The sequence below is a fragment of the Streptomyces sp. NPDC059906 genome (genome assembly GCF_042730645.1).
Lineage (GTDB): Bacteria > Actinomycetota > Actinomycetes > Streptomycetales > Streptomycetaceae > Streptomyces > Streptomyces rubrogriseus.
In genome coordinates this window covers 1-21,988 of the sequence record NZ_JBHWKU010000056.1, presented here as the reverse complement: position 1 = coordinate 21,988, position 21,988 = coordinate 1, and the positions used below count along the sequence as shown (strand labels likewise).

Genomic DNA, 21,988 nt, shown 5'->3' with positions numbered 1-21,988 from the left:
CTTACGAAAGTGCGGAAGTCTGTGTCGTCGCGCCCGAAGACCGAAGCGGTCAGTCGTGCATGTGGAGCGGCTTGCCGGCCAGCGCCAGGTGGGCCTCGCCGAGCGCCTCGTTCTGCGTCGGGTGGGCGTGGATGAGCTGGGCCACCTCGGCCGGCAGCGCCTCCCAGTTGTAGATCAGCTGCGCCTCGCCGACCTGCTCGCCCATGCGGTCGCCGACCATGTGGACGCCGACCACGGCACCGTCCTTGACCTGGACGAGCTTGATCTCGCCCGCGGTCTTCAGGATGCGGCTCTTGCCGTTGCCGCCCAGCGGGAACTTGATCGAGACGACCTTGTCCGCGCCGTAGACCTCCTTCGCCCTGGCCTCGGTGAGACCGACGGAGGCGACCTCCGGGTGGCAGTACGTCACCCGCGGCACGCCGTCGTAGTCGACCGGCACGGTCTTCAGGCCGGCGAGCCGCTCCGCCACTAGGATGCCCTCGGCGAAGCCGACGTGCGCGAGCTGGAGGGTGGGGACGAGGTCACCGACGGCGGAGATGGTCGGGACGTTGGTCCGCATGTACTCGTCCACGAGGACGAAGCCGCGGTCCGTCGCGACGCCGTTCTCCTCGTAGCCCAGGCCCTGCGAGACCGGGCCGCGGCCGATGGCGACGAGCAGGACCTCGGCCTCGAACTCCTTGCCGTCGGCGAGGGTGACCTTGACGCCGTCCTGGGTGTACTCGGCCTTCTGGAAGAAGGTGCCCAGGTTGAACTTGATGCCCCGCTTGCGGAAGGCGCGCTCCAGGAGCTTGGAGCTGTTCTCGTCCTCGACCGGGACGAGGTGCTTGAGGCCCTCGATGACCGTGACCTCGGAACCGAAGGACTTCCACGCGGAGGCGAACTCGACGCCGATGACGCCGCCGCCCAGCACGATCGCGGACTTCGGCACGCGGTCGAGCGTGAGGGCGTGGTCCGAGGAGATGATCCGGTTGCCGTCGATCTCCAGGCCCGGCAGGGTCTTCGGCACGGAGCCGGTCGCCAGCAGGACGTGGCGGCCCTGGACACGCTGGCCGTTGACGTCGACGGAGGTCGGGGACGAGAGCCGGCCCTCACCCTCGATGTAGGTGATCTTGCGGGAGGCGACCAGACCCTGCAGGCCCTTGTACAGGCCGGCGATCACCTCGTCCTTGTACTTGTGCACGCCGGCCATGTCGACGCCCTCGAAGGACGTCTTGACGCCGAACTGCTCGCTCTCGCGCGACTGGTCGGCGACCTCGCCCGCGTGGAGCAGGGCCTTGGTGGGAATGCAACCGTTGTGCAGGCAGGTGCCGCCGAGCTTGTTCTTCTCGATCAGGGCGACGTCCAGGCCCAGCTGCGCCCCGCGCAGGGCCGCGGCGTAACCACCGCTGCCACCGCCGAGGATCACTAGGTCGAAAACGGTGCTGGCGTCGTTCGCCACGTCACGTCCTCCATGCATGTGCGCCACGCCGGTCTCCAGTGACCGGTCGGCGGCTGGTGTCCGGCCGCTCATTGTTCTCGGCCCTTGGGTGGGCCCTGTCCTGCCGGGCTCCATCTTCGCACTTGTGAGAGGCGAACGAGACGTGGGGCCGGGGTGTGAGACGCCCCACGTTCATGTGAGCGGGTTCCCCTGCGGTCCTTCTCGGCCGACACCAGGACAGCCGGCCCAGGGCCGCAGGGCTGTGCTGGTCTGCGGCTTCGCCGCGTGGGCGCGGCGGCGTGGGGTTCTTCTCGGCCGGTGCCGGGGCAGCCGGCCCAGGGGTACGGGGCTGTGCTGGTCTGCGGCTTCGCCGCGTGGGCGCGGCGGCGTGGGGTTCTTCTCGGCCGGTGCCGGGACAGCCGGCCCAGGGGTGCGGGGCTGTGTTGGTCTGCGGCTTCGCCGCGTGGGCGCGGCGGCGTGGGGTTCTTCTCGGCCGACGCCGGGACAGCTGACCAGGGGCGCGGGGAACTGCGCGACAAGCCACGACGGGCCCGCAGCCGCACGATCACCCGCGCCCCAACCCCTTAGGCGCCCCCGGCCCAGCTAGCCCAGCTCACCCGCAGCCGCCAGCTCGGCAACCCGCACCAGCGTCCGCACCGCCGTCCCCGTACCGCCCTTCGGGGTGTACCCGAACGGCCCGCCCTCGTTGAAGGCCGGACCCGCGATGTCCAGGTGCGCCCAGGTGATGCCCTCGCCGACGAACTCCCGCAGGAAGAGACCGGCCACCAGGCCGCCGCCCATCCGCTCGCCCATGTTCGCGATGTCCGCGGTCGGCGAGTCCATGCCCTTGCGCAGGTGCTCCGGCAGCGGCATCGGCCACGCCGGCTCGCCGGACTCCTCCGCCGCCTCGTGCACCGCGGAGCGGAACGCGTCGTCGTTCGCCATGATCCCGTACGTGCGGCTGCCCAGCGCCAGCATCATCGCGCCCGTCAGCGTCGCCACGTCGATGATCGCGTCCGGCTTCTCCTGCGAGGCCGCCCACAGCGCGTCGGCGAGCACCAGCCGGCCCTCGGCGTCGGTGTTGAGCACCTCCACCGTCTTGCCGCTGTACATGCGCAGCACGTCGCCCGGGCGCGTCGCCGAGCCCGACGGCATGTTCTCGGCCAGCGCCAGCCAGCCGGTCACGTTGACCTCCAGGCCGAGCCGTGCGGCGGAGACGACCGCCGCGAACACGGCGGCGGCACCGGCCATGTCGCACTTCATCGTCTCGTTGTGGCCGGCCGGCTTCAGCGAGATGCCGCCCGAGTCGTAGGTGATGCCCTTGCCGACGAAGGCGAGGGACTTCTTCGCCTTGGGCGAGGTGTACGACAGCTTCACCAGCCGCGGACCCGACGCCGAACCGGCGCCGACGCCGAGGATGCCGCCGTAGCCGCCCTTCGTCAGCGCCTTCTCGTCGAGCACCTGCACCTTGATGCCGTGCTCCTTGGCGGCCGCCTGCGCCACCGCCGCGAAGGCCTCCGGGTCGAGGTCGTTCGGCGGGGTGTTGACCAGGTCGCGGGCGCGGTTCAGTTCCTCGGCGACGGCCGCGGCGCGCTCGACCGCCGCCTTGTACGCCTTGTCGCGGGGCTTGCCGCCGAGCAGCGCGGCCTCCGCCAGCGGGGCCTTGCCGTTGCCGTTGGCCTTCGCCTTGGCACCCTTGGCCTCCTTGGCCGACGCCTTGTACGCGTCGAAGGAGTACGCGCCGAGCAGCAGGCCCTCGGCGACGACACCGGCGTCGGCGGCCTCGGCGAGCGGCAGGGCGAAGGCGGCCTTCTTGGCGCCGGCCAGGGCGCGGGCGGCCGCGCCGGCGGCCCGGCGCAGCGCCTCGGGGTCAAAACCGGCGTCCTTCTCGGGCTCGGCACCGAGGCCCACCGCCACGACGACGGGAGCCTTGAAGCCGGACGGAGCGGGCAGCTTCGTCACCTCGCCCTCGGCGCCGGAGGCGCCGAGGGTCTCCAGGACGGCGGCGAGCCGGCCGTCGTACGCCTTGTCCACGGCCTCGGCGCCCGGGGCGACGGACGGGCCGCCTGCGCCCTTGGCGACGCCGATCACGATCGCGTCGGCCCGCAGGCCGGGCGCCGCGGCGGTGGAGAGAGTGAGAGCAGTCACGGTGGTGAAATCTCGCTTCCGTATGAAGTCTGGTGTGGCCGAATGCGGGTGGGTCGACCGGGCCCGACATCCGACCCTAGATCCCTCCTGCGATGCGGTCCTCGCCTGGGCAGGCGAACACTCGGCACGAGCCTACGCTCGCGCCCGGCCGCGCTCCCTCCCGCGGGGCCGTGGTTTCCCCGCGGCCGTGCGGGTGGGAGATCATTCCGGGGGCATGCCGCCCACCCCTCCCGCACTCTGGAGCACTTCCCGTGAGACGCCCGGTCCTGCCGACAGCCCTTCTCCTGCTGCTGCTTGCCGGCTGCACGTCGGCCCCCGGCGGCGACGGTGGTGGTGGCGGTGGTGGCGGTGGTGGCGGTGGTGGCGGTGGTGGCGGTGGTGGCGGTGGTGGCGGTGGCGGTGGCCACTGGCGGCCGACGGCCGGCACCGCCTGGCAGTGGCAGCTCAGTGGCAGGCTCGACACCTCCGTCGACGTTCCGGTCTACGACATCGACGGCTTCGACCACGACGAGGCCACGGTCGCCGGCCTGCACGACGACGGGCGCAAGGTCATCTGCTACGTCTCCACCGGCGCCTGGGAGGACTTCCGGCCCGACGCCGACGCGTTCCCCGAGGAGGTGCTGGGCAAGGGCAACGGCTGGGAGGGCGAGCGGTGGCTGGACATCCGCGCTACGGACGTTCTGGAGCCGCTGATGGCCGAGCGCCTCGACATGTGCCGCGACAAGGGCTTCGACGCCGTGGAGCCGGACAACATGGACGGCTACAAGAACGACACCGGCTTCCCGCTCACCGGCGACGACCAACTCCGCTACAACCGGCTGATCGCGAAGCTCGCCCACGACCGCGGGATGGCCGTCGGGCTGAAGAACGACCTGGACCAGATCCCGGACCTGGTCGACGACTTCGACTTCGCCGTCAACGAACAGTGCGCCCAGTACGGCGAGTGCGCCGACAACCGGCCGTTCGTCGACGCGGACAAGGCGGTCTTCCACGTCGAGTACGAGCTGCCGACCGAGCGCTTCTGCGCCGACTCCCGCGAGCTGCGGCTCAGTTCGATGCTGAAGAAGTACGAACTGGACGCGTGGCGGGAGGCCTGCTGAGCCCGTGAGCCCGTGAGCCCGTGGCTCAACCGAGGACGAGGACCACGAGGGCGGTGGTGGCCGCCGTCTCCGCCACGCCGCCGAAGACGTCGCCCGTGACGCCGCCGAAGCGGCGGACGCAGTGGCGCAGCAGGAGTTCGGCCGCCGCGGCGGCGCACACCACGGCGAGCGCCGTGCGCAGCGCGTCGTACGGGCCCAGGTACGCGCCCGCCGCCGTGCCGGCCAGGGTGACGGCCGCCGCCGCGGCCAGCGCCCCGCCGGCCGGGACCACCCCGGCGACCGCCGCGCCCAGGCCCTCCGGGCGGGCGGCCGGCACTCCGGTCCGGGCCGCCGTCGTGAGCGCCAGCCGGGCGGCGGTCGCCGACACCACGGCGGCGAGCGCGCCCCGCGCCCACGAGCCGTCGTAGGCCTGCGCGAGGGCGGCCACCTGGGCGAGGAGCGTGAACAGCAGGGTGAGCACGCCGAACGGCCCGATGTCCGACTGCTTCATGATCCGCAGGGCGTCCTCGGCGGGCTTGCCGCTGCCCAGTCCGTCGGCGGTGTCGGCCAGTCCGTCCAGGTGCAGTCCACGCGTGAGTACGGCGGGGACGGCGGCCGTGGCGACCGCGGCGAGCAGACTTCCGGCGCCCAGGACGAGCAGCAGGAGCCCGGCGCCCGCGGCGGCGGCGCCGACGGCCAGCCCGGCCAGCGGCGCGCACAGCATGCCGCCGCGCGCGGCGTCCCGGTCCCAGCGGGTCACCTTGACCGGGAGCACGGTGAGGGTGCCGAAGGCGAAGCGGAGGCCGTCGAGGGAGGGGGTCCTGAGCACCGGCGCAGACTACCCGGCGGTCGGCGGGGTGTGGGTGGGCGCTGGGGATAAAGTGCGCATATGGGAGATTGGTGGCAGCGCAACATCATGGAACCGGGCAAGCTGCCGCTGCTCCTCGCGCTGGCGGCGTTCGTGCTGACGTTCGCTGTCACCCGGGTCATCACCCGTCTGATCCGGGCGGGCAAGGGGCCCTTCGGGAACGTGAAGGCGGGCGGGGTGCACATCCACCACGTCGTCCCGGGGGTCGTGCTCACCGTCGTCGGCGGCTTCGGCGCGGTCGCGGGGGGCCGGCACGGGGTCGGGTCGGCGCTCGCGGCGGTGGTCTTCGGTATCGGGGCGGGGCTGCTCCTGGACGAGTTCGCGCTGATCCTGCACCTCGACGACGTGTACTGGAGCGAGGCGGGGCGCAAGAGCGTGGAGGTCGTGGTGCTCACCGCGGCGCTGGTCGGGCTGGTGCTGGCGGGGTTCACGCCGTTCGGGGTCGACGGGATGTCCCAGGACGAGTTGCAGGACCGCGCGAACGTCATCGTCACCGTCGCGGGGAACTTCCTGTTCTCCCTCCTCGCCCTGGCCAAGGGCAAGGCGCGGCTGGCGATCTTCGGGGTCATCGTGCCCGTGATCGCTTTGGTCGGCGCGGTTCGCCTGGCCCGGCCGGGCTCTCCGTGGGACCGCCGGTTCTACGCCCGTCGGCCGCGGGCCCGCGCTCGGGCCCGGCTGCGCGCCGAGCGCCACGACCGTCGCTGGTCCGGGCCGCGCCGCGTCGTCCAGGACTGGATCGGCGGCCGCCCGGATCCGCGGTGAGGATGCCTGCGGCGGCCTGTGCGGGTTCGGTGGGGGTGCGCGTAGCGCGTTATCCCCGGTGGGTGGGTCGGGGCCGCGCCGGGGGGTGTCCGTCCTCGGAACGGCGCGAAATCGGTCGGCTACGGAGGCTCGGGGCGTTGACGCGCCAACCGCTGCGGGCGGACACCCCCCCGACACGCCCCCTCCTCGCCGTACGCGGCTGCGGCCCGCCCACGCTCCGCGTCCCCCCTCGTCGCCGTACGCGGCTGACCGTCCATCCCCGGCTCCGCGCCGCGCGTAGCCGCCACGCCGCCCAGCCGCGATCAGCCGCCGCCCCGGCCGCCGCAACTCCGGCCAAGTCGCCGCCCCGCCGCAACTCCGGCCAAGTCGCCGCCCCTGCCACAGCCGCGGTCAGCCGCCGCCCGCGCCACAGCCGCGGTCAGCCGCCGCCCGCGCCACAGCCGCGGTCAGCCGCCGCCCCCGCCCGCCGCCGCCGGGACCGCCCGCAGCTGCGGTCAGCCGCCGTCGTCCCGCCCCAGCCGCGGGTCGCCCCCGCTCCGCCCCAGCTGCGGGTCGCCGCCGCTCCGCCCCAGCTGCGGGTCGCCGCCGCTCCGCCCCAGCTGCGGGCAGTCGTGCCGCTGGGGCGGCACGGGTGGGCGCAGCGGCACCCCGCAACGCCGGGCCGTGTCCCCCCTGCGCCCGCACCCCCACGCCGGGGGACCAAGCCGCCCCGGTCCACCGAACCGCGACTACTCGCCGTCGGAGGTCTCCGGCAGCTCCGCTGCCAAGGACGCCGCCGCCTGGACCAACGGCAGCGCCAGCAAGCCGCCCGCGCCCTCGCCCACCTTCACGCCCTGGGTCAGCAGCGGCTCCATCGCCATCCGGTCCAGCGCCTTCGCCTGGCCCGGCTCCCCGCTGTCGTGCGCGGCCAGCCACCAGTCCGGCGCCCGGAACGCGACCCGCTGCCCGACCAGCGCGCACGCGGCCGTCACGACGCCGTCCAGGATCACCGGCACCTTCCGCACCGCGCTCTGCAGCAGGAAGCCCGTCATGGCGGCGAGGTCCGCGCCGCCCACCGTGGCGAGGAGTTGCAGCTGGTCGCCGAGGACCGGGCGCGCGCGGCGCAGCGCGTCGCGGATCGCCGCGCACTTGCGCATCCAGGCCAGGTCGTCGATCGGCAGCCCGCCCCGGCCGGTGACGACCGACGCGTCCGTCCCGCACAGCGCGGCCACCAGCGTCCCCGCCGCCGTCGTACCGCCCACGCTCACGTCGCCCAGCACCACCAGGTCGGTGCCCGAGTCGGCCTCCTCGTCGGCCACCGCCATCCCGGCGCGGAAGGCGGCCTGAGCCTCCTCGAGGGTCAGCGCGTCCTCGATGTCGATACGTCCCCCGGCCCGGCGCACCCGGTGCCCGGCGACCTCGGCCGGCAGCTTCTCCGGGTCGCAGTCCAGGGCCATGTCGACCACGCGCACGGGTACGTCCAGGCGCCTGGCGAGCACCGACACCGGACGGCCGCCCTCCAGCACCTCGCGCACCAGCTCACCGGCACCGCCCGCGGGCCGCGCCGACACGCCCAGCTCGGCGACCTTGTGGTCGCCGGCGAAGAGCACCACCCGGGGACGTACGACGGGGCGTACCGGTACGGCGGACTGGGCCGCCGACAGCCACTCGCCCAGGTCGTCGAGGCGGCCCAGTGATCCGGGCGGGACGACCTGACGCTCCCGGCGCGCTTCCGCGTCGCGACGTACCCCGCCGTCGGGGCGCTCGATCAGGTCGGTGAAGTCGTCGAGATTCAGCGAGCTCATTCGCCGAACAGTACCGGCCCCGGTCGAACACGAAGGAGGGCCCGTGGGCGGCACGTCCGGGCGGCGTCGTTGCGCCCCGGATCGCGCTCACCTACGTAACGTTTTGCCTGGAATGTCTTACGTGCCCGCGTACGTCTCGTGTCGGGAGCCGCTCGTGTCCGGAACCTCCGCCTCCTCGGTGCCCCCCGTCCCGCCGTACGGGCCGTACCGCGAGGACTGCCCCTGGTGCGGCTCGCGGCGGCTGCGGGCCCGGCTGCGCGGTGACGGGCCGCGGCAGGGAGCACCCCACCGGTCTCCGGTCGAGCGGTGCGCGGACTGCCGCCACGTCTTCCGGAACCCGCCGCTCACCCCCGGCCCCGAGCATCCCCTGGTCCGGGCCGGTGTCCGGCTCAGACACCGGCTGGCCGCCCGGGCGCTGTACCGCCACTGTCCCGAGCCCGAGAGCTGGCTGGACGTCGGCACCGGCGACGCCGACTTCCCCCGGACCGCCCGTACGCACTTCCCGTACACCGCGTTCGACGGCCTGGACGCCAGCCACCGCGTGTTGCGGGCCCGCGCCGTCGAGCGGGTCGAGGAGGCGTTCGTCGGGCGGCTGACGGATCCGCACCTCGCGGCCCGGCTGCGGGCACGCTACGACGTCGTGAGCCTCTTCCAGTATCTGGAGCGCGTTCCCGACCCCCGGGCAGAGCTGACGGCCGCGCTGCGGGTGCTGCGGCCCGGCGGGCATCTGCTCGTCGACGTGGCCGACCCGCGTCGCCTGCTGCCCGTCCACCCCCTCGGACTGGGCGCCGAACTCGTGGCCCAGGGCTGTACGGTCCTGACGGGCTTCCGGGGGCACCGCGTCGTCGCGCGCAAGGACGGCTCAGCCCCGTAGCACCAGCGCCTGGCCCGCCACCACCAGCAGCACCTGCTCGCACTCGGCCGCGAACGCCGCGTTCAGGCGGCCGAGTTCGTCGCGGTAGCGGCGGCCGGACGCCGTGGCCGGGACGATGCCCGAACCGACCTCGTTCGACACCGCCACCAGCGTGCGGCGGGTGTCGCGGACCGCCCGGGTCAGCTCCCGCACCCGGTCCCTCAGCGCCCGTTCGCCGCCGTCGGCCCACTCCTCGTCGTCCCACGCGCCGACCGCGTCCATCGCGTCCGTCAGCCACAGGGACAGGCAGTCGACGAGGAGGGGCGGGCCCTCGTCCTTCAGGAGGGGGACCAGGTCGCAGGTCTCGGCGGTCCGCCATGAACCGGGGCGGCGTTCCCGGTGCGCGCCGACCCGGGCCGCCCATTCGGTGTCGCCCTTGCGGGAGCCGCCGGTGGCGACGTAGAGGACGTCGGGGAAGGGTTCGAGGCGGCGTTCCGCCTCCACCGACTTGCCCGACCGCGCGCCGCCCAGGACCAGGGTGCGCCGCGGTACGTCGGGTACGTCCTCGTACGAGCCCACCGCCAGCGTCGTGCCGTCCGGCACCGCCCGTGCGCCCGCCGCCGCGAGCCGCCGCGCCAGCTCCCGGCCCGGCGGCACGTCGTGGTCCAGGTGGACGGCGACGACGTCCGTCGTCGGGCCCGCCGCTCCCACCGCCCGCAGCCGCGCCAGCGCGTCCGGCCGCCCGACGACGTCCGCGAGGACCAGGTCGTACGGCTCCGCGGGCTCCTCCAGGCCCGCCGGGGCGCCACCCGGCGGCACGTAGAGGAGCCGCCGGCCGTCGGGACCCGTCACGGCGTAACCCGTGCCCGGCGCGTCCAGCGCCACCGCCCGCACCCGGTGCCCCGTCAGCAGCGCCAGCTCCCGGCCGTCCGGCACCCGGCCCGGCTGCGGCAGCCCGGCCGGCACCTCCACGGCGGGGCCGTCGTGCGGGTGGGAGAGCAGTACCTGGCGTACGCCGGACAGGGAGTGCCCGGCCCGCGCGGCGGCGAACGCGGCGCCGGGCGTCAGGTCGAGCAGCAGCGCGCCGTCCACCAGCAGCGCGGTCGCCGCACGCGCGTCCTCGCCCTGCGCCGCGGCACAGGCCGCGCAGGGACAGTCGGGGCGGGGGAGTCCCGCGGGGGCACCGGTGCCGAGCAGAGTCACGTCCACGCACCGATTTTCGCCGGTCGCCCGGCGACGTGCGCGCCCAAGTCCCCCGGGGGGCGGGTGCCGCGACCGTTCTCGCTCGGTTCCCGCCCCCGGGGCCCCCTGCGGGGCCTTCTCCCCGGGCCTTCTACGGTGCGCCCGGTTCAGCGCATAGGCTGCGGGCGGAGGGCGGATCAAGATCCGGCTTCCGCTCTGCACGTGCTGACATCTTGGAGGCGTACATGGCGGCATGGACGTGGCGGTTCGAGACGGCCGACGGGACGGAGGTCCAGCCCGCGGTGCAGCCCGAGGAGTTCACCACGCAAGGGGACGCCGAGTCCTGGATCGGGGAGCAGTGGAAGGACCTCCAGGCGGGCGGCACCGACCAGGTGCGGCTCTTCGAGGACTCCACCGAGATCTACGGCCCGATGAGCCTGCACGCCGAGGAGGCGGAGGCCGACGCCGAGGCCGAGGCGGGGACCGAGGCCTGAGGTCCGGGGGCGGGGGCGGCCCCGCCCCCGCCCCGTCACTGCTCGCCGAGCGTCACCTCGGCCGTGTGCTCCTTGCCGTCCCGGGTGTAGGTCACCTTCGTCCGGTCGCCCGGCCGCATCGACGCCAGCGCCTCGGACAGCGAGGTGATGGTGGTGATGTCCGTGTCGCCGAGCTTCACCAGGACGTCCCCGGGGCGCAGCCCGGCGTCGTCGGCGGCCCCGCCGTCGCTCACCTCGACGACGGCCACCCCGGCCGGGCGGAAGCTGTCGTCCACGACCGTGCGGGCGGTGATGCCCAGCGCGGCCCGGCCCGAGTCGGTGACCTTGCCGTCCCTGACGATCTGCCCGGCCACCGTCGTCACCATCGACGCCGGGATCGCGAACCCGATGCCGGGCGCCGCGCTGTCGCCGAGGCCCGGATCGGTCGCCGCCAGCGTCGGGATGCCGATCACCTGCCCGTCCAGGTTCACCAGGGCGCCCCCGCTGTTGCCCGGGTTGATGGCCGCCGACGTCTGCACCATGTTGGCGATGGTCGCGCCCGTGCCGCCGCCGCTGCTGCCCTCCGTCACGGTGCGCCCGGTCGCCGACACGATGCCCTGCGTCACGCTGGAGGACAGGCCGAGCGGCGAGCCCATCGCCAGCACGATCTGCCCCACCTCGACCTTCGCGGAGTCCGCGAAGCGGGCCGCCTTCATGCCCTCGGGCACCTTGTCGAGCTTGATGACCGCCAGGTCCTGCTGCGGGTAGGAGGAGACCAGCTTCGCGGTCAGGGCGTCCTCTGCGCGGGCCGTCGTCACCCGGAAGGACTTGGCGTCGCCGACGACGTGCGCGTTGGTGACGACGTGCCCCTTGTCGTCGTACACGACCCCCGACCCCAGGGAGTCGCCCGCCTGGATCTGTACGACCGACGGCAGTACGTCCTTGATCACCCGCTCGTAGTCGGCCTCCAGCTCACTGGCCGCGCGCGGCGCCGCCGCCTGCGCCGTGTCGCCCTCCCGTGCGCTCCCCGAACCCCGGTCGGTCCCCGCACCGGCGTCGGAACAGCCGGTCGCCAGCAACAGGGCGCAGGCCGGTACGGCCACCGGAGCGAACAGACGGCGCAGACGGGTGCGGGAAGTGTCCATGGCCCGAGTCTCACCGCGTCCCCGGCGCCCGGCGCCCGGTGCACACCCGAACGGGCGCCGCGGCCGGGCGGGCGGCGGCACCGGGCCGGTGGGGCAAGAGCTAGCCGCGTACCCCGCACAGGTGCAGCAGCGCCGCGACCGAGCGGTACGGGTCCGTCCGGCCGGCCCGCTCCTCGGCGGCCAGCAGGGCATCGAGATCGGCGGGGGGTGTGGTTCCGTCGGGCGCCGTGTCCGTGAAGACCCGCACGCCGTACCAGGTGTGCAGCGGCGCGCCGATGCCCGCGAGCTTCGCCGTCAGCGTCGCCAGCCGGTCCGCGCGGACGTCGAGGCCCAGGCGGTTGCGGTAGCTCGTGGTGTCGAAGGCGGCCAGCGCGCCCGGCCAGTCGCCGTGCAGGCCGGGGCGCAGCGCGAGCGCGTCGCCGTTGCGCACCACGAGCGACAGCAGACCGCCGGGCGCGAGCATCCGGGCCAGCCCCGCCAGCAGCGGGTCGGGCTCCTCGACGTACATGAGCACGCCGTGGCACAGCACCACGTCGAAGCTGCCCGGCAGGAAGTGCACACCGGTGTCCCGGCCGTCGCCCTCGACGATCCGCATCCGCTCCCGGATGCCCTCGGGCTGGCCGGCCAGGGCGTCACGCGCGGCGGCGATCATCGTCGCGTCCCGCTCCACGCCGGTCACCTGGTGCCCGGCCCGTGCCAGCCGCAGCGCCTGGGTGCCCTGGCCCATTCCGACGTCGAGCACGCGCAGCCGCCGCCCGACGGCGAAACGCCCGGCTATCTGCTCGTCCAGCTGCCGGGCCACCAGCTCCTGCCGTACGACGTTCCGAAGCCCGGACAGCCCCGCTGTCCAGGCCTCGGCCGCGCCCTCGGTGAACGGCGTCGTGCTCAGGGCCGCTCCCCGCGCTTGACCTGGGGCTTGGGCAGCCGCAGCCGGCGCATCTGGAGCGAGCGCATCAGCGCGTACGCGACCGCACCGCGGCGGCGCTCGTCCGGGAAGCGCTCCGCGAGCCGCTTCTTCAGCCGGAAACCGGTGACGATCGAGTCCAGCACGATCAGCACGATCACGACCAGCCACAGCAGCAGCGCGACGTTCTGCAGCGACGCCACCCGGATCATGCTCAGCACGAGGATGATCACGGCCATCGGCAGGAAGTACTCCGCGATGTTGAACCGCGAGTCGACGAAGTCGCGCGCGAACTTGCGGACCGGGCCCTTGTCGCGGGCCGGCAGGTACCGCTCGTCGCCCTTGGCCAGCGCCTCGCGCTGCCGGGCCATCGCGGTCCGGCGATCCTCGCGCTGCCGCTTGGCGGCGTCCTTGCGGGTCATCGGCGTATTGGCGACGCTGCGGCGCTGGGACTGGGCCACACTGCGCTTGGGCGTGGGCCTGCCCTTCGGGGCCTGCGGGTCACGGGGCTGATTGGAGTCGGTCACCGGCGCGCTGACGGCGCTCTGGGCCTTCTCATCCTTGGCACGGCTACGGAACACAAAACCCAAGGGTACGTGGTGCGGGGGTGTGGACCCCAGTCCGGTGGGGAACGATCCGGCAACGCCGGTCGTCTGTATGGGGACAGAGCGGATGTACGGAGTGGATGTCGCGTACAGCCCCGGACACCGGGATTTTCCGGACAACCCGGGGAGCACCTACTCCCTGCGCCGGACGGGGAACGTACGCAGTCGTCCTTGGGGATGAGCGCATCCGTCCCCGAACAGTGCGGTAATGGATGCAGGGCCCGTACTGTGGGTTCTGTTGCAGTCGCTGGAGCTGGAGTCGGTCAGAAGGGGGCGCGCGAAGCCCATGAGCGGTGTCATGAAGCGTATGGGGATGATCTTCCGCGCGAAGGCCAACAAGGCCCTTGACCGGGCCGAGGACCCGCGCGAAACCCTCGATTACTCGTACCAGAAACAGCTGGAGCTGCTGCAGAAGGTGCGCCGCGGCGTCGCCGACGTGGCGACCAGCCGCAAGCGGCTGGAGCTGCAGCTCAACCAGCTCCAGTCCCAGTCGGGCAAGCTGGAGGACCAGGGCCGCAAGGCGCTGGCGCTGGGCCGCGAGGACCTGGCCCGCGAGGCGCTCTCCCGGCGCGCCGCGCTCCAGCAGCAGGTCACCGACCTGGAGACGCAGCACGCCACCCTCCAGGGCGAGGAGGAGAAGCTCACCCTTGCGGCCCAGCGCCTCCAGGCCAAGGTGGACGCCTTCCGCACCAAGAAGGAGACCATCAAGGCCACCTACACGGCGGCCCAGGCGCAGACCCGCATCGGCGAGGCGTTCTCCGGCATCTCCGAGGAGATGGGCGACGTCGGCCTGGCCATCCAGCGGGCCGAGGACAAGACCGCCCAGCTCCAGGCCCGGGCCGGCGCCATCGACGAGCTGCTCGCCTCCGGCGCCCTCGACGACCAGTCCGGCATGCACAAGGACGACATCCAGGCCGAGCTGGACCGGCTCTCCGGTGGTACGGATGTAGAGCTGGAACTGCAGCGGATGAAGGCCGAGCTGGCCGGGGGCTCCACCTCCGACCGCCAGGCCATCGAGGGCGGCCAGGGACAGGGCCAGTCCTCGTCGCAGTCCCAGCAGCAGCCGCAGGACACCCCGCGCTTCGACAAGCAGTAGCCCACGGCTAGGAGGGCCGACATGATCGTACGGATCATGGGGGAGGGACAGCTGACGCTGGCCGACGGCCGGCTCGGTGAGCTGAACAAGCTGGACGACGAGCTCCTGGCCGAGATGGAGAACGGCGACGGCCCCGGCTTCCGCGCGACCCTCCAGGCCCTCCTGGCCAAGGTCCGCGAACTGGGCGAGCCCCTCCCCGACGACACCCTGGAGCCGTCCGACCTCATCCTCCCGTCCCCGGACGCCACCCTGGAGGAGGTCCAGGAGCTCCTGAGCGACGACGGCCTCATTCCGGGCGGTGCGTGACGGACAGGGGTGGTCGGTCCGGCGCCCGCTGACGCAGGTCGGCGATCACAGCCCGGCCGACGCCCACCGCACGCGGGCCCGCGCATAGGACACCCCCACTCCAGCTACCGTAAAAAACCGTGAGCACACTCGCGAGAGCCCGCTGCGTCCTCGGCGCCCACCCCTCCACCACGGACACCGTCCTCGCGGTGGTCGTCCTGGTCTGCATGGTCGCCGGCTCCTTCGTGGACCCGCACGGACCGGAGGGCGTCAGCTGGGGGCTGAGCACCCCCGACGCGCTCAGCCTCGCCCTGATGACCGCCGGCGCCGCCGCGCTCGCCTTCCGGCGCCGCCAGCCGATGGCGGTCCTCGTCGTCACGGGCTGCGTCTCCGTCGTCGAGAGCGTCACCGGCGACCCGCGCGCCCCGGTGGTCATGTCGGCCGTCATCGCCCTCTACACCGTCGCCGCCTCCACCGACCGGCCCACCACCTGGCGGGTCGGCCTGCTCACCACGACCGTGCTCACCGGCGCCGCCATGCTGGCCGGCCCGCTGCCCTGGTACGCGCAGGAGAACCTCGCCGTCTTCGCCTGGACCGGCATCGGTGCCACCGCCGGGGACGCCGTCCGCAGCCGTCGCGCCTTCGTGCAGGCCATCCGGGACCGGGCGGAGAAGGCCGAGCGCACCCGGGAGGAGGAGGCCCGCCGCCGCGTCGCCGAGGAACGGCTGCGCATCGCCCGCGACCTGCACGACGTGGTCGCCCACCACATCGCCCTGGTCAACGTGCAGGCCGGGGTCGCCTCGCACGTCATGGACAAGCGGCCCGACCAGGCCAAGGAGGCGCTCGCCCACGTACGGGAGGCCAGCCGCTCCGCGCTGGACGAGCTGCGGGCCACCGTCGGCCTGCTGCGCCAGTCCGGCGACCCGGAGGCACCGACCGAGCCCGCCCCGGGCCTCGCCCGCCTCGACGAACTCGTCGGCACCTTCCACCACGCCGGACTGCGGGTCGAGGTGGCCCGCACCGACCAGGGCACCGAGCTGCCGGCCGCCGTCGACCTGGCCGCCTACCGCATCATCCAGGAGGCGCTGACCAACGTGCAGAAGCACGCGGGACGGCAGGCGAGGGCCGAGGTCAGCGTCGTACGGGTCGGGCCGGACATCGAGGTGACCGTCCTCGACGACGGCACCGCCGACGGCGAGGCCCCCGACGGCACCACCGAGGGCGGGGGACACGGGCTGCTCGGCATGCGCGAGCGCGTCACCGCCGTGCGCGGCACCCTCACCACCGGTCCCCGCTACGGCGGCGGTTTCCGCGTGCATGCGATCCTTCCGGTCAAGAGCCGCACCGACGCCGCCACCCAAGCGACGTAAGCCACCTGAGCCACCCAAGCCATCGAAGCCACGGGGGAGCCCGTATGACGATCCGTGTCCTGCTCGCCGACGACCAGGCGCTGCTGCGCAGCGCCTTCCGGGTGCTGGTCGACTCCGAGCCCGACATGGAGGTGGTGGGGGAGGCGTCCGACGGCGCGGAGGCGGCCCGGCTGGCCGCCGAGCAGCGGGCCGACGTGGTGCTGATGGACATCCGGATGCCCGGCACGGACGGTCTCGCCGCCACCCGCATGATCAGCGCCGACCCGTCCCTCGCCCACGTCCGCGTGGTCATACTGACCACCTTCGAGGTCGACGACTACGTGGTGCAGTCGCTGCGGGCCGGGGCCTCCGGCTTCCTCGGCAAGGGCTCGGAGCCCGACGAACTGCTCAGCGCGATCCGGGTCGCGGCCGGGGGCGAGGCGCTGCTGTCGCCGACCGCCACCAAGGGGCTGATCGCCCGCTTCCTCGCCCAGCAGGACACCGCCGACGAGGACCGCGACCCGGCCCGGGCCGAGCGTCTCGAGTCGCTGACCGTGCGCGAGCGCGAGGTCCTGGTCCAGGTGGCCGGCGGGCACTCCAACGACGAGATCGCCGAGCGCCTCGAAGTCAGCCCGCTCACCGTGAAGACCCACGTCAACCGGGCCATGGCCAAGCTGGGCGCCCGCGACCGGGCCCAGCTGGTCGTCATCGCCTACGAATCCGGGCTGGTCCGTCCAAGGGTGGAGTGACCTCTACCCGCGTGTACTGCGGAGGGAGTAGGCGCGGGATAAGGAAATGGACCTGGGGCCTAGGGATACGGGGCCGACCATGGCCCAGGGTGTTGGGGTGGGCGCTCAGCTGTGTGCCCGCGACCGGCGCTGCCATGTGCCCCGTCCCCCGCTCGGCCACAGAAGAGAGACCCTGATCCATGTCCTGGCTGTCGAGATTCAGCCTCGCGCAACGGGCCCTGATAGGCCTGATGTCGATCGTCGCGCTCGTCTTCGGCGCGATCGCCATCCCCCAGCTCAAGCAGCAGCTGCTGCCCACCATCGAACTGCCCATGGTGTCCGTGCTGGCTCCGTACCAGGGCGCCTCGCCGGACGTGGTCGAGAAGCAGGTCGTCGAGCCGATCGAGGACAGCCTCGAGGCCGTCGACGGGATCTCGGGCGTCACCTCCACGGCCAGTGAGGGCAACGCCGTCATCATGGCGTCCTTCGACTACGGCCCGGACAACCAGCAGCTCGTCGCCGACGTCCAGCAGGCCGTGAACCGGGCCCGCGCCCAGCTCCCGGACGACGTGGACCCGCAGGTCATCTCCGGCTCGACGGACGACATCCCGACCGTCGTCCTCGCCGTGACCTCGGACAAGGACCAGCAGGCGCTGGCCGACCAGCTCGACAAGACGGTCGTCTCCGAGCTGAAGGACATCGACGGCGTCGCCCAGGTCGTCGTCGACGGCGTCCGCGACGTCCAGGTCACCGTCACGCCGGACCCGGCGAAGCTGGCCGCGGCCAAGGTGAGCCCGCAGGCGCTCGCCCAGTCCCTCCAGGCGGGCGGCGCGACCGTCCCGGCCGGTTCCTTCGACGAGGCGGGCGCCAACCGCACCGTCCAGGTCGGCGGCGGCTTCACCTCGGTCAAGCAGATCCAGGACCTCATGGTCACCGGTGAGGGCGTCGACGAGCCGGTCCGCCTCGGCGACGTCGCCACCGTCAAGGAGGAGGAGGCCAGGGCCGACTCCCTCACCCGTACCAACGGCAAGCCGTCCCTCGCGGTCGCCGTGACGATGGACCACGACGGCAGCGCGGTCTCCATCTCCAACGCCGTCGAGGACAAGCTCCCCGACCTGCGCGAGCAGCTCGGTTCCGGCGCGACCCTCACGGTCGTCAGCGACCAGGGCCCGGCCGTCTCCAAGGCCATCTCCGGCCTGACCACGGAGGGCGGGCTGGGTCTGCTCTTCGCCGTGCTGGTCATCCTGGTCTTCCTGGCGTCGATCCGCTCCACCCTGGTCACCGCGGTCTCCATCCCGCTGTCGGTGGTGCTGGCGCTGATCGTCCTGTGGACGCGCGACCTGTCGCTCAACATGCTGACGCTGGGCGCGCTGACCATCGCCATCGGCCGCGTCGTCGACGACTCGATCGTGGTCCTGGAGAACATCAAGCGGCACCTCGGCTACGGCGAGGAGCGCAAGGACGCCATCCTGGGCGCCGTCCGCGAGGTCGCCGGAGCGGTGACGTCCTCCACCCTCACCACGGTCGCCGTGTTCCTGCCGATCGGTCTGGTCGGCGGCATGGTCGGCGAGCTGTTCGGCTCCTTCAGCCTCACCGTCACCGCGGCGCTGCTCGCGTCCCTGCTGGTGTCGCTGACGGTCGTCCCGGTGCTGTCGTACTGGTTCCTGCGGCCGCCGAAGGGCACCCCCGAGGACGCGGCCGAGGCCCGTCGCCTCGCCGAGGAGAAGGAGGCCAAGAGCCGCCTCCAGCGCTTCTACGTGCCCGTGCTGCGCTTCGCCACCCGCCGCCGCCTCACCAGCGTGGCCATCGCGATCGTGGTCCTGGTCGGCACCTTCGGCATGGCGCCGCTGCTCAAGACCAACTTCTTCGACCAGGGCGAGCAGAAGGTCCTCAGCGTCAAGCAGGAGCTGAAGCCCGGCACCAGCCTCGGCGCGACCGACGCGCAGGTGAAGAAGGTCGAGAAGCTGCTCGGCGACACCGAGGGCGTCAAGGACTACCAGGTCACCATCGGCTCGTCCGGGTTCATGGCCGCCTTCGGCGGCGGCACGGACACCAACCAGGCCTCGTACCAGCTGATGCTGGAGGACTCGGCGAACGCCGACGACGTCCAGGACCACATCGAGGACGGGCTGGCGAAGCTCGGCGACGGCATCGGCACCACCACGATCGCCGCCGGGGACGGCTTCGGCAGCCAGGACCTGAGCGTCGTCGTCAAGGCGGCCGACGCGCAGGTGCTCCGCGACGCCGCCGAGCAGGTCCGCAAGACCGTCGCAGAGCTCGACGACGTCACCGACGTCACCAGCGACCTGGCGCAGAGCGTCCCGCGCATCTCGGTCAAGGCCAACGCGAAGGCCGCCGACGCCGGGTTCACCGACCAGACGCTCGGCGCGGCCGTCGCCCAGGCGGTGCGCGGCACCCCCGCGGCCAAGGCGACCCTGGACGACACCGAGCGCGACGTCGTCATCAAGTCGGCGCAGCCCGCCCGGACGATGGCCGAGCTGAAGGCGCTGAACCTGGGCCCGGCCAAGCTCGGTGACATCGCCACCGTGCAGCTGGTGGACGGCCCGGTCTCCATGACCCGCATCGACGGGCAGCGCGCGGCGACCATCACCGCCAAGCCGACCGGCGACAACACCGGCGCGGTCAGCACCGACCTCCAGTCGAAGATCAACGGGCTCGACCTGCCGGCCGGCGCCAGCGCCGAGATCGGCGGCGTCACCGCGGACCAGGACGAGGCCTTCGTCAACCTGGGCCTGGCCATGCTCGCGGCGATCGCCATCGTCTTCATGCTGCTGGTGGGCACCTTCCGGTCGCTGGCCCAGCCGCTGATCCTGCTGGTGTCCATCCCGTTCGCGGCGACCGGCGCGATCGGCCTGCTGATCGCCACGGGCACTCCGATGGGCGTCCCGGCGATGATCGGCATGCTGATGCTGATCGGCATCGTGGTCACCAACGCGATCGTGCTGATCGACCTGATCAACCAGTACCGCAAGCAGGGCTACGGCGTCGTCGAGGCCGTGGTCGAGGGCGGCCGCCACCGCCTGCGTCCCATCCTCATGACGGCCCTGGCGACGATCTTCGCCCTGCTCCCGATGGCGCTGGGCGTCACCGGCGAGGGCGGCTTCATCGCCCAGCCGCTCGCGGTGGTGGTGATCGGCGGCCTGATCACGTCGACCCTGCTGACCCTCCTCCTGGTCCCGACCCTCTACGCGATGCTGGAGCTCCGCAAGGAGCGCCGCGCGAAGAAGCGGGCCGCGAAGAAGGGCGGCGGCGACGTGCCGCCGCAGCCGGAGGCGTCGGACGAGCCGGAGCCGGCGCAGGTCTGACGGCGGCGGCGGAACGCAGGAGGGTGTCCCCACCGCCCGGTGGGGACACCCTCAGTGCGTGGGGACATCGGGGACACCCGCAGCGCTCTCCCGCCGCGGGAACCGCCTACGGCAGCGCCAGCATGCGCTCCAGGGCCAGCTTCGCGAACGCCTCCGTCTCCCGGTCCACCTCGATGCGGTTGACCAGGGTGCCCTCGGCGAGGGACTCCAGCGTCCAGACCAGGTGGGGGAGGTCGATGCGGTTCATGGTCGAGCAGAAGCAGACCGTCTTGTCGAGGAAGACGATCTCCTTGTCCTCGGCGGCGAAACGGTTCGCCAGGCGGCGGACCAGGTTCAGCTCGGTGCCGATGGCCCACTTGGAACCGGCCGGGGCCGCCTCCAGGGCCTTGATGATGTACTCGGTCGAGCCGACGTAGTCGGCGGCGGCGACGACCTCGTGCTTGCACTCCGGGTGCACCAGGACGTTCACACCCGGTATGCGCTCGCGCACGTCGTTGACCGAGTCGAGGCTGAAGCGGCCGTGCACCGAGCAGTGGCCCCGCCACAGGATCATCTTCGCGTCGCGCAGCTCCTTGGCCGTCAGCCCGCCGTTCGGCCGGTGCGGGTTGTAGACGACGCAGTCCTCCAGGGACATGCCCAGGTCCCGCACCGCCGTGTTGCGGCCCAGGTGCTGGTCGGGCAGGAAGAGGACCTTCTCACCCTGCTCGAACGCCCAGTTCAGGGCGCGCTCGGCGTTGGAGGAGGTGCAGATGGTGCCGCCGTGCTTGCCGGTGAACGCCTTGATGTCCGCCGACGAGTTCATGTACGACACGGGCACGACCTGCTCGGCGATCCCGGCCTCGGTCAGCACGTCCCAGCACTCGGCGACCTGCTCGGCGGTGGCCATGTCGGCCATGGAGCACCCGGCCGCCAGGTCGGGCAGGACCACCTTCTGGTCGTTCGAGGTCAGGATGTCGGCCGACTCCGCCATGAAGTGCACACCGCAGAAGACGATGTACTCGGCCTCCGGGCGCGCCGCCGCGTCCCGGGCCAGCTTGAAGGAGTCGCCCGTGACATCGGCGAACTGGATGACCTCGTCGCGCTGGTAGTGGTGACCGAGCACGAAGACCTTGTCACCGAGCTTCTCCTTGGCCGCACGGGCGCGTGCGACCAGGTCCGGGTCGGAGGGCGAGGGCAGGTCACCGGGACACTCCACACCGCGCTCGCTCCTCGGGTCGGCCTCGCGGCCGAGCAGCAGCAGGGCGAGGGGCGTCGGCTGTACGTCGAGCTCCTGGGTTTGGGCGGTGGTCACGACACGCACCCTTTCTACTTTCGTCGACCCTTTTCGTCGAACTGACGCTATATATCATAACCGGTTCACGTCACTTTGACGACGCCCATAGTGTCGGTGTGACATGAATCCCGGTGCCCGAACCGGCCTTCCACAGCCGCTGACCGTCTGCGCGGGCATGTGCGAGCATGAAGGGAACGCCGAGGACAAAGACTCGGTCCCGCCCGGAATGAATCCGCGGCTCCGTCGGTTGAACCGTCGGCAAGCAGTCTCCGTACAACCCGGGAGAGATGTAGATGTCCGTATCGGACGAGACCACCACCGTCACCGACGGCATCATCCTGACCGACGCCGCCGCGTCGAAGGTCAAGGCGCTGCTCGACCAGGAAGGCCGCGACGACCTCGCGCTGCGCGTCGCCGTCCAGCCCGGTGGCTGCTCCGGCCTGCGTTACCAGCTCTTCTTCGACGAGCGTTCCCTCGACGGTGACGTGGTCAAGGACTTCGGTGGCGTGAAGGTCACCACCGACCGCATGAGCGCCCCGTACCTGGGCGGTGCCACCGTCGACTTCGTGGACAGCATCGAGAAGCAGGGCTTCACGATCGACAACCCGAACGCGACCGGCTCCTGCGCCTGCGGCGACTCCTTCAGCTGACGAGCCGAGCCGCGCGGCACCCGCGTGCGAGAAGGGCGGCGGCCCGGGGTCCATCCCCGGG

Annotated in this window: 20 protein-coding genes; 10 read left to right on the top strand and 10 right to left on the bottom strand. The window is 72.7% G+C overall.

Translation table 11 applies throughout. The features are described from left to right. Positions 1 to 49: 49 nt before the first annotated feature. Both lpdA and ACFV9J_RS39610 read right to left on the bottom strand, forming a co-directional pair. Positions 50 to 1,438, bottom strand: coding sequence for a dihydrolipoyl dehydrogenase (gene lpdA / locus ACFV9J_RS39615; protein WP_030873385.1), 1,389 nt, complete (start codon positions 1,436 to 1,438; stop codon positions 50 to 52). Positions 1,439 to 2,020: 582 nt separating this feature from the next. Next, positions 2,021 to 3,565, bottom strand: a complete 1,545-nt coding sequence (locus ACFV9J_RS39610) for a leucyl aminopeptidase (RefSeq protein ID WP_385362949.1) — start codon at positions 3,563 to 3,565, stop codon at positions 2,021 to 2,023. A 251-nt stretch (positions 3,566 to 3,816) separates the two neighbouring features. On the opposite strand from ACFV9J_RS39610, the gene ACFV9J_RS39605 reads away from it, so the two are divergent. Beyond that, positions 3,817 to 4,665: an endo alpha-1,4 polygalactosaminidase gene (locus ACFV9J_RS39605; RefSeq protein ID WP_385362947.1), complete on the top strand. Its 849-nt coding sequence runs from the start codon at positions 3,817 to 3,819 to the stop codon at positions 4,663 to 4,665. A gap of 25 nt (positions 4,666 to 4,690) precedes the next feature. On the opposite strand, the gene ACFV9J_RS39600 is transcribed toward ACFV9J_RS39605, so the two are convergent. After that, entirely contained in the window at positions 4,691 to 5,473 is a 783-nt protein-coding gene (locus ACFV9J_RS39600; protein ID WP_385362945.1) for an adenosylcobinamide-GDP ribazoletransferase, read from the bottom strand. Positions 5,474 to 5,533: 60 nt separating this feature from the next. Here ACFV9J_RS39600 and ACFV9J_RS39595 point away from each other — a divergent pair, with 60 nt between their 5' ends. Next, positions 5,534 to 6,274, top strand: a complete 741-nt coding sequence (locus ACFV9J_RS39595) for a hypothetical protein (RefSeq protein WP_385362943.1) — start codon at positions 5,534 to 5,536, stop codon at positions 6,272 to 6,274. Between the two features lie 494 nt (positions 6,275 to 6,768). Here the strand turns inward: ACFV9J_RS39595 and ACFV9J_RS39590 are convergent, their stop codons facing one another. Beyond that, a complete protein-coding gene (locus ACFV9J_RS39590) occupies positions 6,769 to 6,921 on the bottom strand; it encodes a hypothetical protein (protein WP_385362941.1) in 153 nt (50 codons plus the stop codon). 81 nt (positions 6,922 to 7,002) lie between these two features. Next, the gene (cobT, locus tag ACFV9J_RS39585; RefSeq protein ID WP_385362939.1) at positions 7,003 to 8,058 is read right to left on the bottom strand and encodes a nicotinate-nucleotide--dimethylbenzimidazole phosphoribosyltransferase; all 1,056 of its coding nucleotides are present in this window, start codon (positions 8,056 to 8,058) and stop codon (positions 7,003 to 7,005) included. Positions 8,059 to 8,212: 154 nt separating this feature from the next. On the opposite strand from cobT, the gene ACFV9J_RS39580 reads away from it, so the two are divergent. Continuing rightward, complete coding sequence (locus tag ACFV9J_RS39580) at positions 8,213 to 8,932, top strand: class I SAM-dependent methyltransferase (RefSeq protein ID WP_385362938.1); 720 nt, start codon at positions 8,213 to 8,215, stop codon at positions 8,930 to 8,932. Here the strand turns inward: ACFV9J_RS39580 and ACFV9J_RS39575 are convergent. Continuing rightward, positions 8,921 to 10,120 (bottom strand): bifunctional adenosylcobinamide kinase/adenosylcobinamide-phosphate guanylyltransferase, encoded by a 1,200-nt coding sequence (locus ACFV9J_RS39575; protein ID WP_385362936.1) that lies wholly within the window; start codon positions 10,118 to 10,120, stop codon positions 8,921 to 8,923. The two genes, ACFV9J_RS39580 and ACFV9J_RS39575, sit on opposite strands and share 12 nt — an antisense overlap. 218 nt (positions 10,121 to 10,338) lie before the next feature. Here ACFV9J_RS39575 and ACFV9J_RS39570 point away from each other — a divergent pair, with 218 nt between their 5' ends. Continuing rightward, entirely contained in the window at positions 10,339 to 10,587 is a 249-nt protein-coding gene (locus tag ACFV9J_RS39570; RefSeq protein ID WP_356866027.1) for a hypothetical protein, read from the top strand. A gap of 35 nt (positions 10,588 to 10,622) precedes the next feature. Here the strand turns inward: ACFV9J_RS39570 and ACFV9J_RS39565 are convergent, their stop codons facing one another. From ACFV9J_RS39565 to ACFV9J_RS39555, 3 genes are all read right to left on the bottom strand, one after another. Further along, positions 10,623 to 11,711, bottom strand: a complete 1,089-nt coding sequence (locus ACFV9J_RS39565) for a S1C family serine protease (RefSeq protein WP_385362934.1) — start codon at positions 11,709 to 11,711, stop codon at positions 10,623 to 10,625. Positions 11,712 to 11,811: 100 nt separating this feature from the next. Beyond that, a complete protein-coding gene (locus tag ACFV9J_RS39560; protein ID WP_385362932.1) occupies positions 11,812 to 12,513 on the bottom strand; it encodes a class I SAM-dependent methyltransferase in 702 nt (233 codons plus the stop codon). An 83-nt stretch (positions 12,514 to 12,596) separates the two neighbouring features. After that, positions 12,597 to 13,274, bottom strand: coding sequence for a DUF3043 domain-containing protein (locus tag ACFV9J_RS39555; protein ID WP_385362957.1), 678 nt, complete (start codon positions 13,272 to 13,274; stop codon positions 12,597 to 12,599). 244 nt (positions 13,275 to 13,518) lie between these two features. Between ACFV9J_RS39555 and ACFV9J_RS39550 the strand changes: the two genes are divergently transcribed. From ACFV9J_RS39550 to ACFV9J_RS39530, 5 genes are all read left to right on the top strand, one after another. Beyond that, positions 13,519 to 14,316 (top strand): PspA/IM30 family protein, encoded by a 798-nt coding sequence (locus tag ACFV9J_RS39550; RefSeq protein WP_385362930.1) that lies wholly within the window; start codon positions 13,519 to 13,521, stop codon positions 14,314 to 14,316. Between the two features lie 21 nt (positions 14,317 to 14,337). Continuing rightward, a complete protein-coding gene (locus ACFV9J_RS39545; RefSeq protein ID WP_003976649.1) occupies positions 14,338 to 14,622 on the top strand; it encodes a hypothetical protein in 285 nt (94 codons plus the stop codon). A 119-nt stretch (positions 14,623 to 14,741) separates the two neighbouring features. Next, on the top strand, positions 14,742 to 15,971 hold the full coding sequence (locus ACFV9J_RS39540) for a sensor histidine kinase (protein WP_385362928.1): 1,230 nt from the start codon (positions 14,742 to 14,744) through the stop codon (positions 15,969 to 15,971). A 44-nt stretch (positions 15,972 to 16,015) separates the two neighbouring features. After that, on the top strand, positions 16,016 to 16,699 hold the full coding sequence (locus ACFV9J_RS39535) for a response regulator (protein WP_385362927.1): 684 nt from the start codon (positions 16,016 to 16,018) through the stop codon (positions 16,697 to 16,699). A 179-nt stretch (positions 16,700 to 16,878) separates the two neighbouring features. Beyond that, positions 16,879 to 20,004, top strand: coding sequence for an efflux RND transporter permease subunit (locus ACFV9J_RS39530; protein WP_385362926.1), 3,126 nt, complete (start codon positions 16,879 to 16,881; stop codon positions 20,002 to 20,004). Between the two features lie 106 nt (positions 20,005 to 20,110). Here ACFV9J_RS39530 and nadA read toward each other — a convergent pair whose 3' ends face one another. After that, positions 20,111 to 21,295, bottom strand: a complete 1,185-nt coding sequence (gene nadA / locus ACFV9J_RS39525) for a quinolinate synthase NadA (RefSeq protein ID WP_385362924.1) — start codon at positions 21,293 to 21,295, stop codon at positions 20,111 to 20,113. Positions 21,296 to 21,570: 275 nt separating this feature from the next. Here nadA and ACFV9J_RS39520 point away from each other — a divergent pair, with 275 nt between their 5' ends. Then, positions 21,571 to 21,927, top strand: a complete 357-nt coding sequence (locus ACFV9J_RS39520; protein ID WP_031030770.1) for an iron-sulfur cluster assembly accessory protein — start codon at positions 21,571 to 21,573, stop codon at positions 21,925 to 21,927. Positions 21,928 to 21,988: the final 61 nt, after the last annotated feature.

Coding starts and splice junctions, on each gene's coding strand:
- ACFV9J_RS39565 (WP_385362934.1), bottom strand. CDS start 11,711: ATGGACACTTCCCGCACCCGTCTGCGCCGTCTGTTCGCTCCGGTGGCC.
- ACFV9J_RS39535 (WP_385362927.1), top strand. CDS start 16,016: ATGACGATCCGTGTCCTGCTCGCCGACGACCAGGCGCTGCTGCGCAGC.
- cobT (WP_385362939.1), bottom strand. CDS start 8,058: ATGAGCTCGCTGAATCTCGACGACTTCACCGACCTGATCGAGCGCCCC.
- ACFV9J_RS39550 (WP_385362930.1), top strand. CDS start 13,519: ATGAAGCGTATGGGGATGATCTTCCGCGCGAAGGCCAACAAGGCCCTT.
- ACFV9J_RS39595 (WP_385362943.1), top strand. CDS start 5,534: ATGGGAGATTGGTGGCAGCGCAACATCATGGAACCGGGCAAGCTGCCG.
- ACFV9J_RS39520 (WP_031030770.1), top strand. CDS start 21,571: ATGTCCGTATCGGACGAGACCACCACCGTCACCGACGGCATCATCCTG.
- ACFV9J_RS39530 (WP_385362926.1), top strand. CDS start 16,879: ATGTCCTGGCTGTCGAGATTCAGCCTCGCGCAACGGGCCCTGATAGGC.
- ACFV9J_RS39545 (WP_003976649.1), top strand. CDS start 14,338: ATGATCGTACGGATCATGGGGGAGGGACAGCTGACGCTGGCCGACGGC.
- ACFV9J_RS39570 (WP_356866027.1), top strand. CDS start 10,339: ATGGCGGCATGGACGTGGCGGTTCGAGACGGCCGACGGGACGGAGGTC.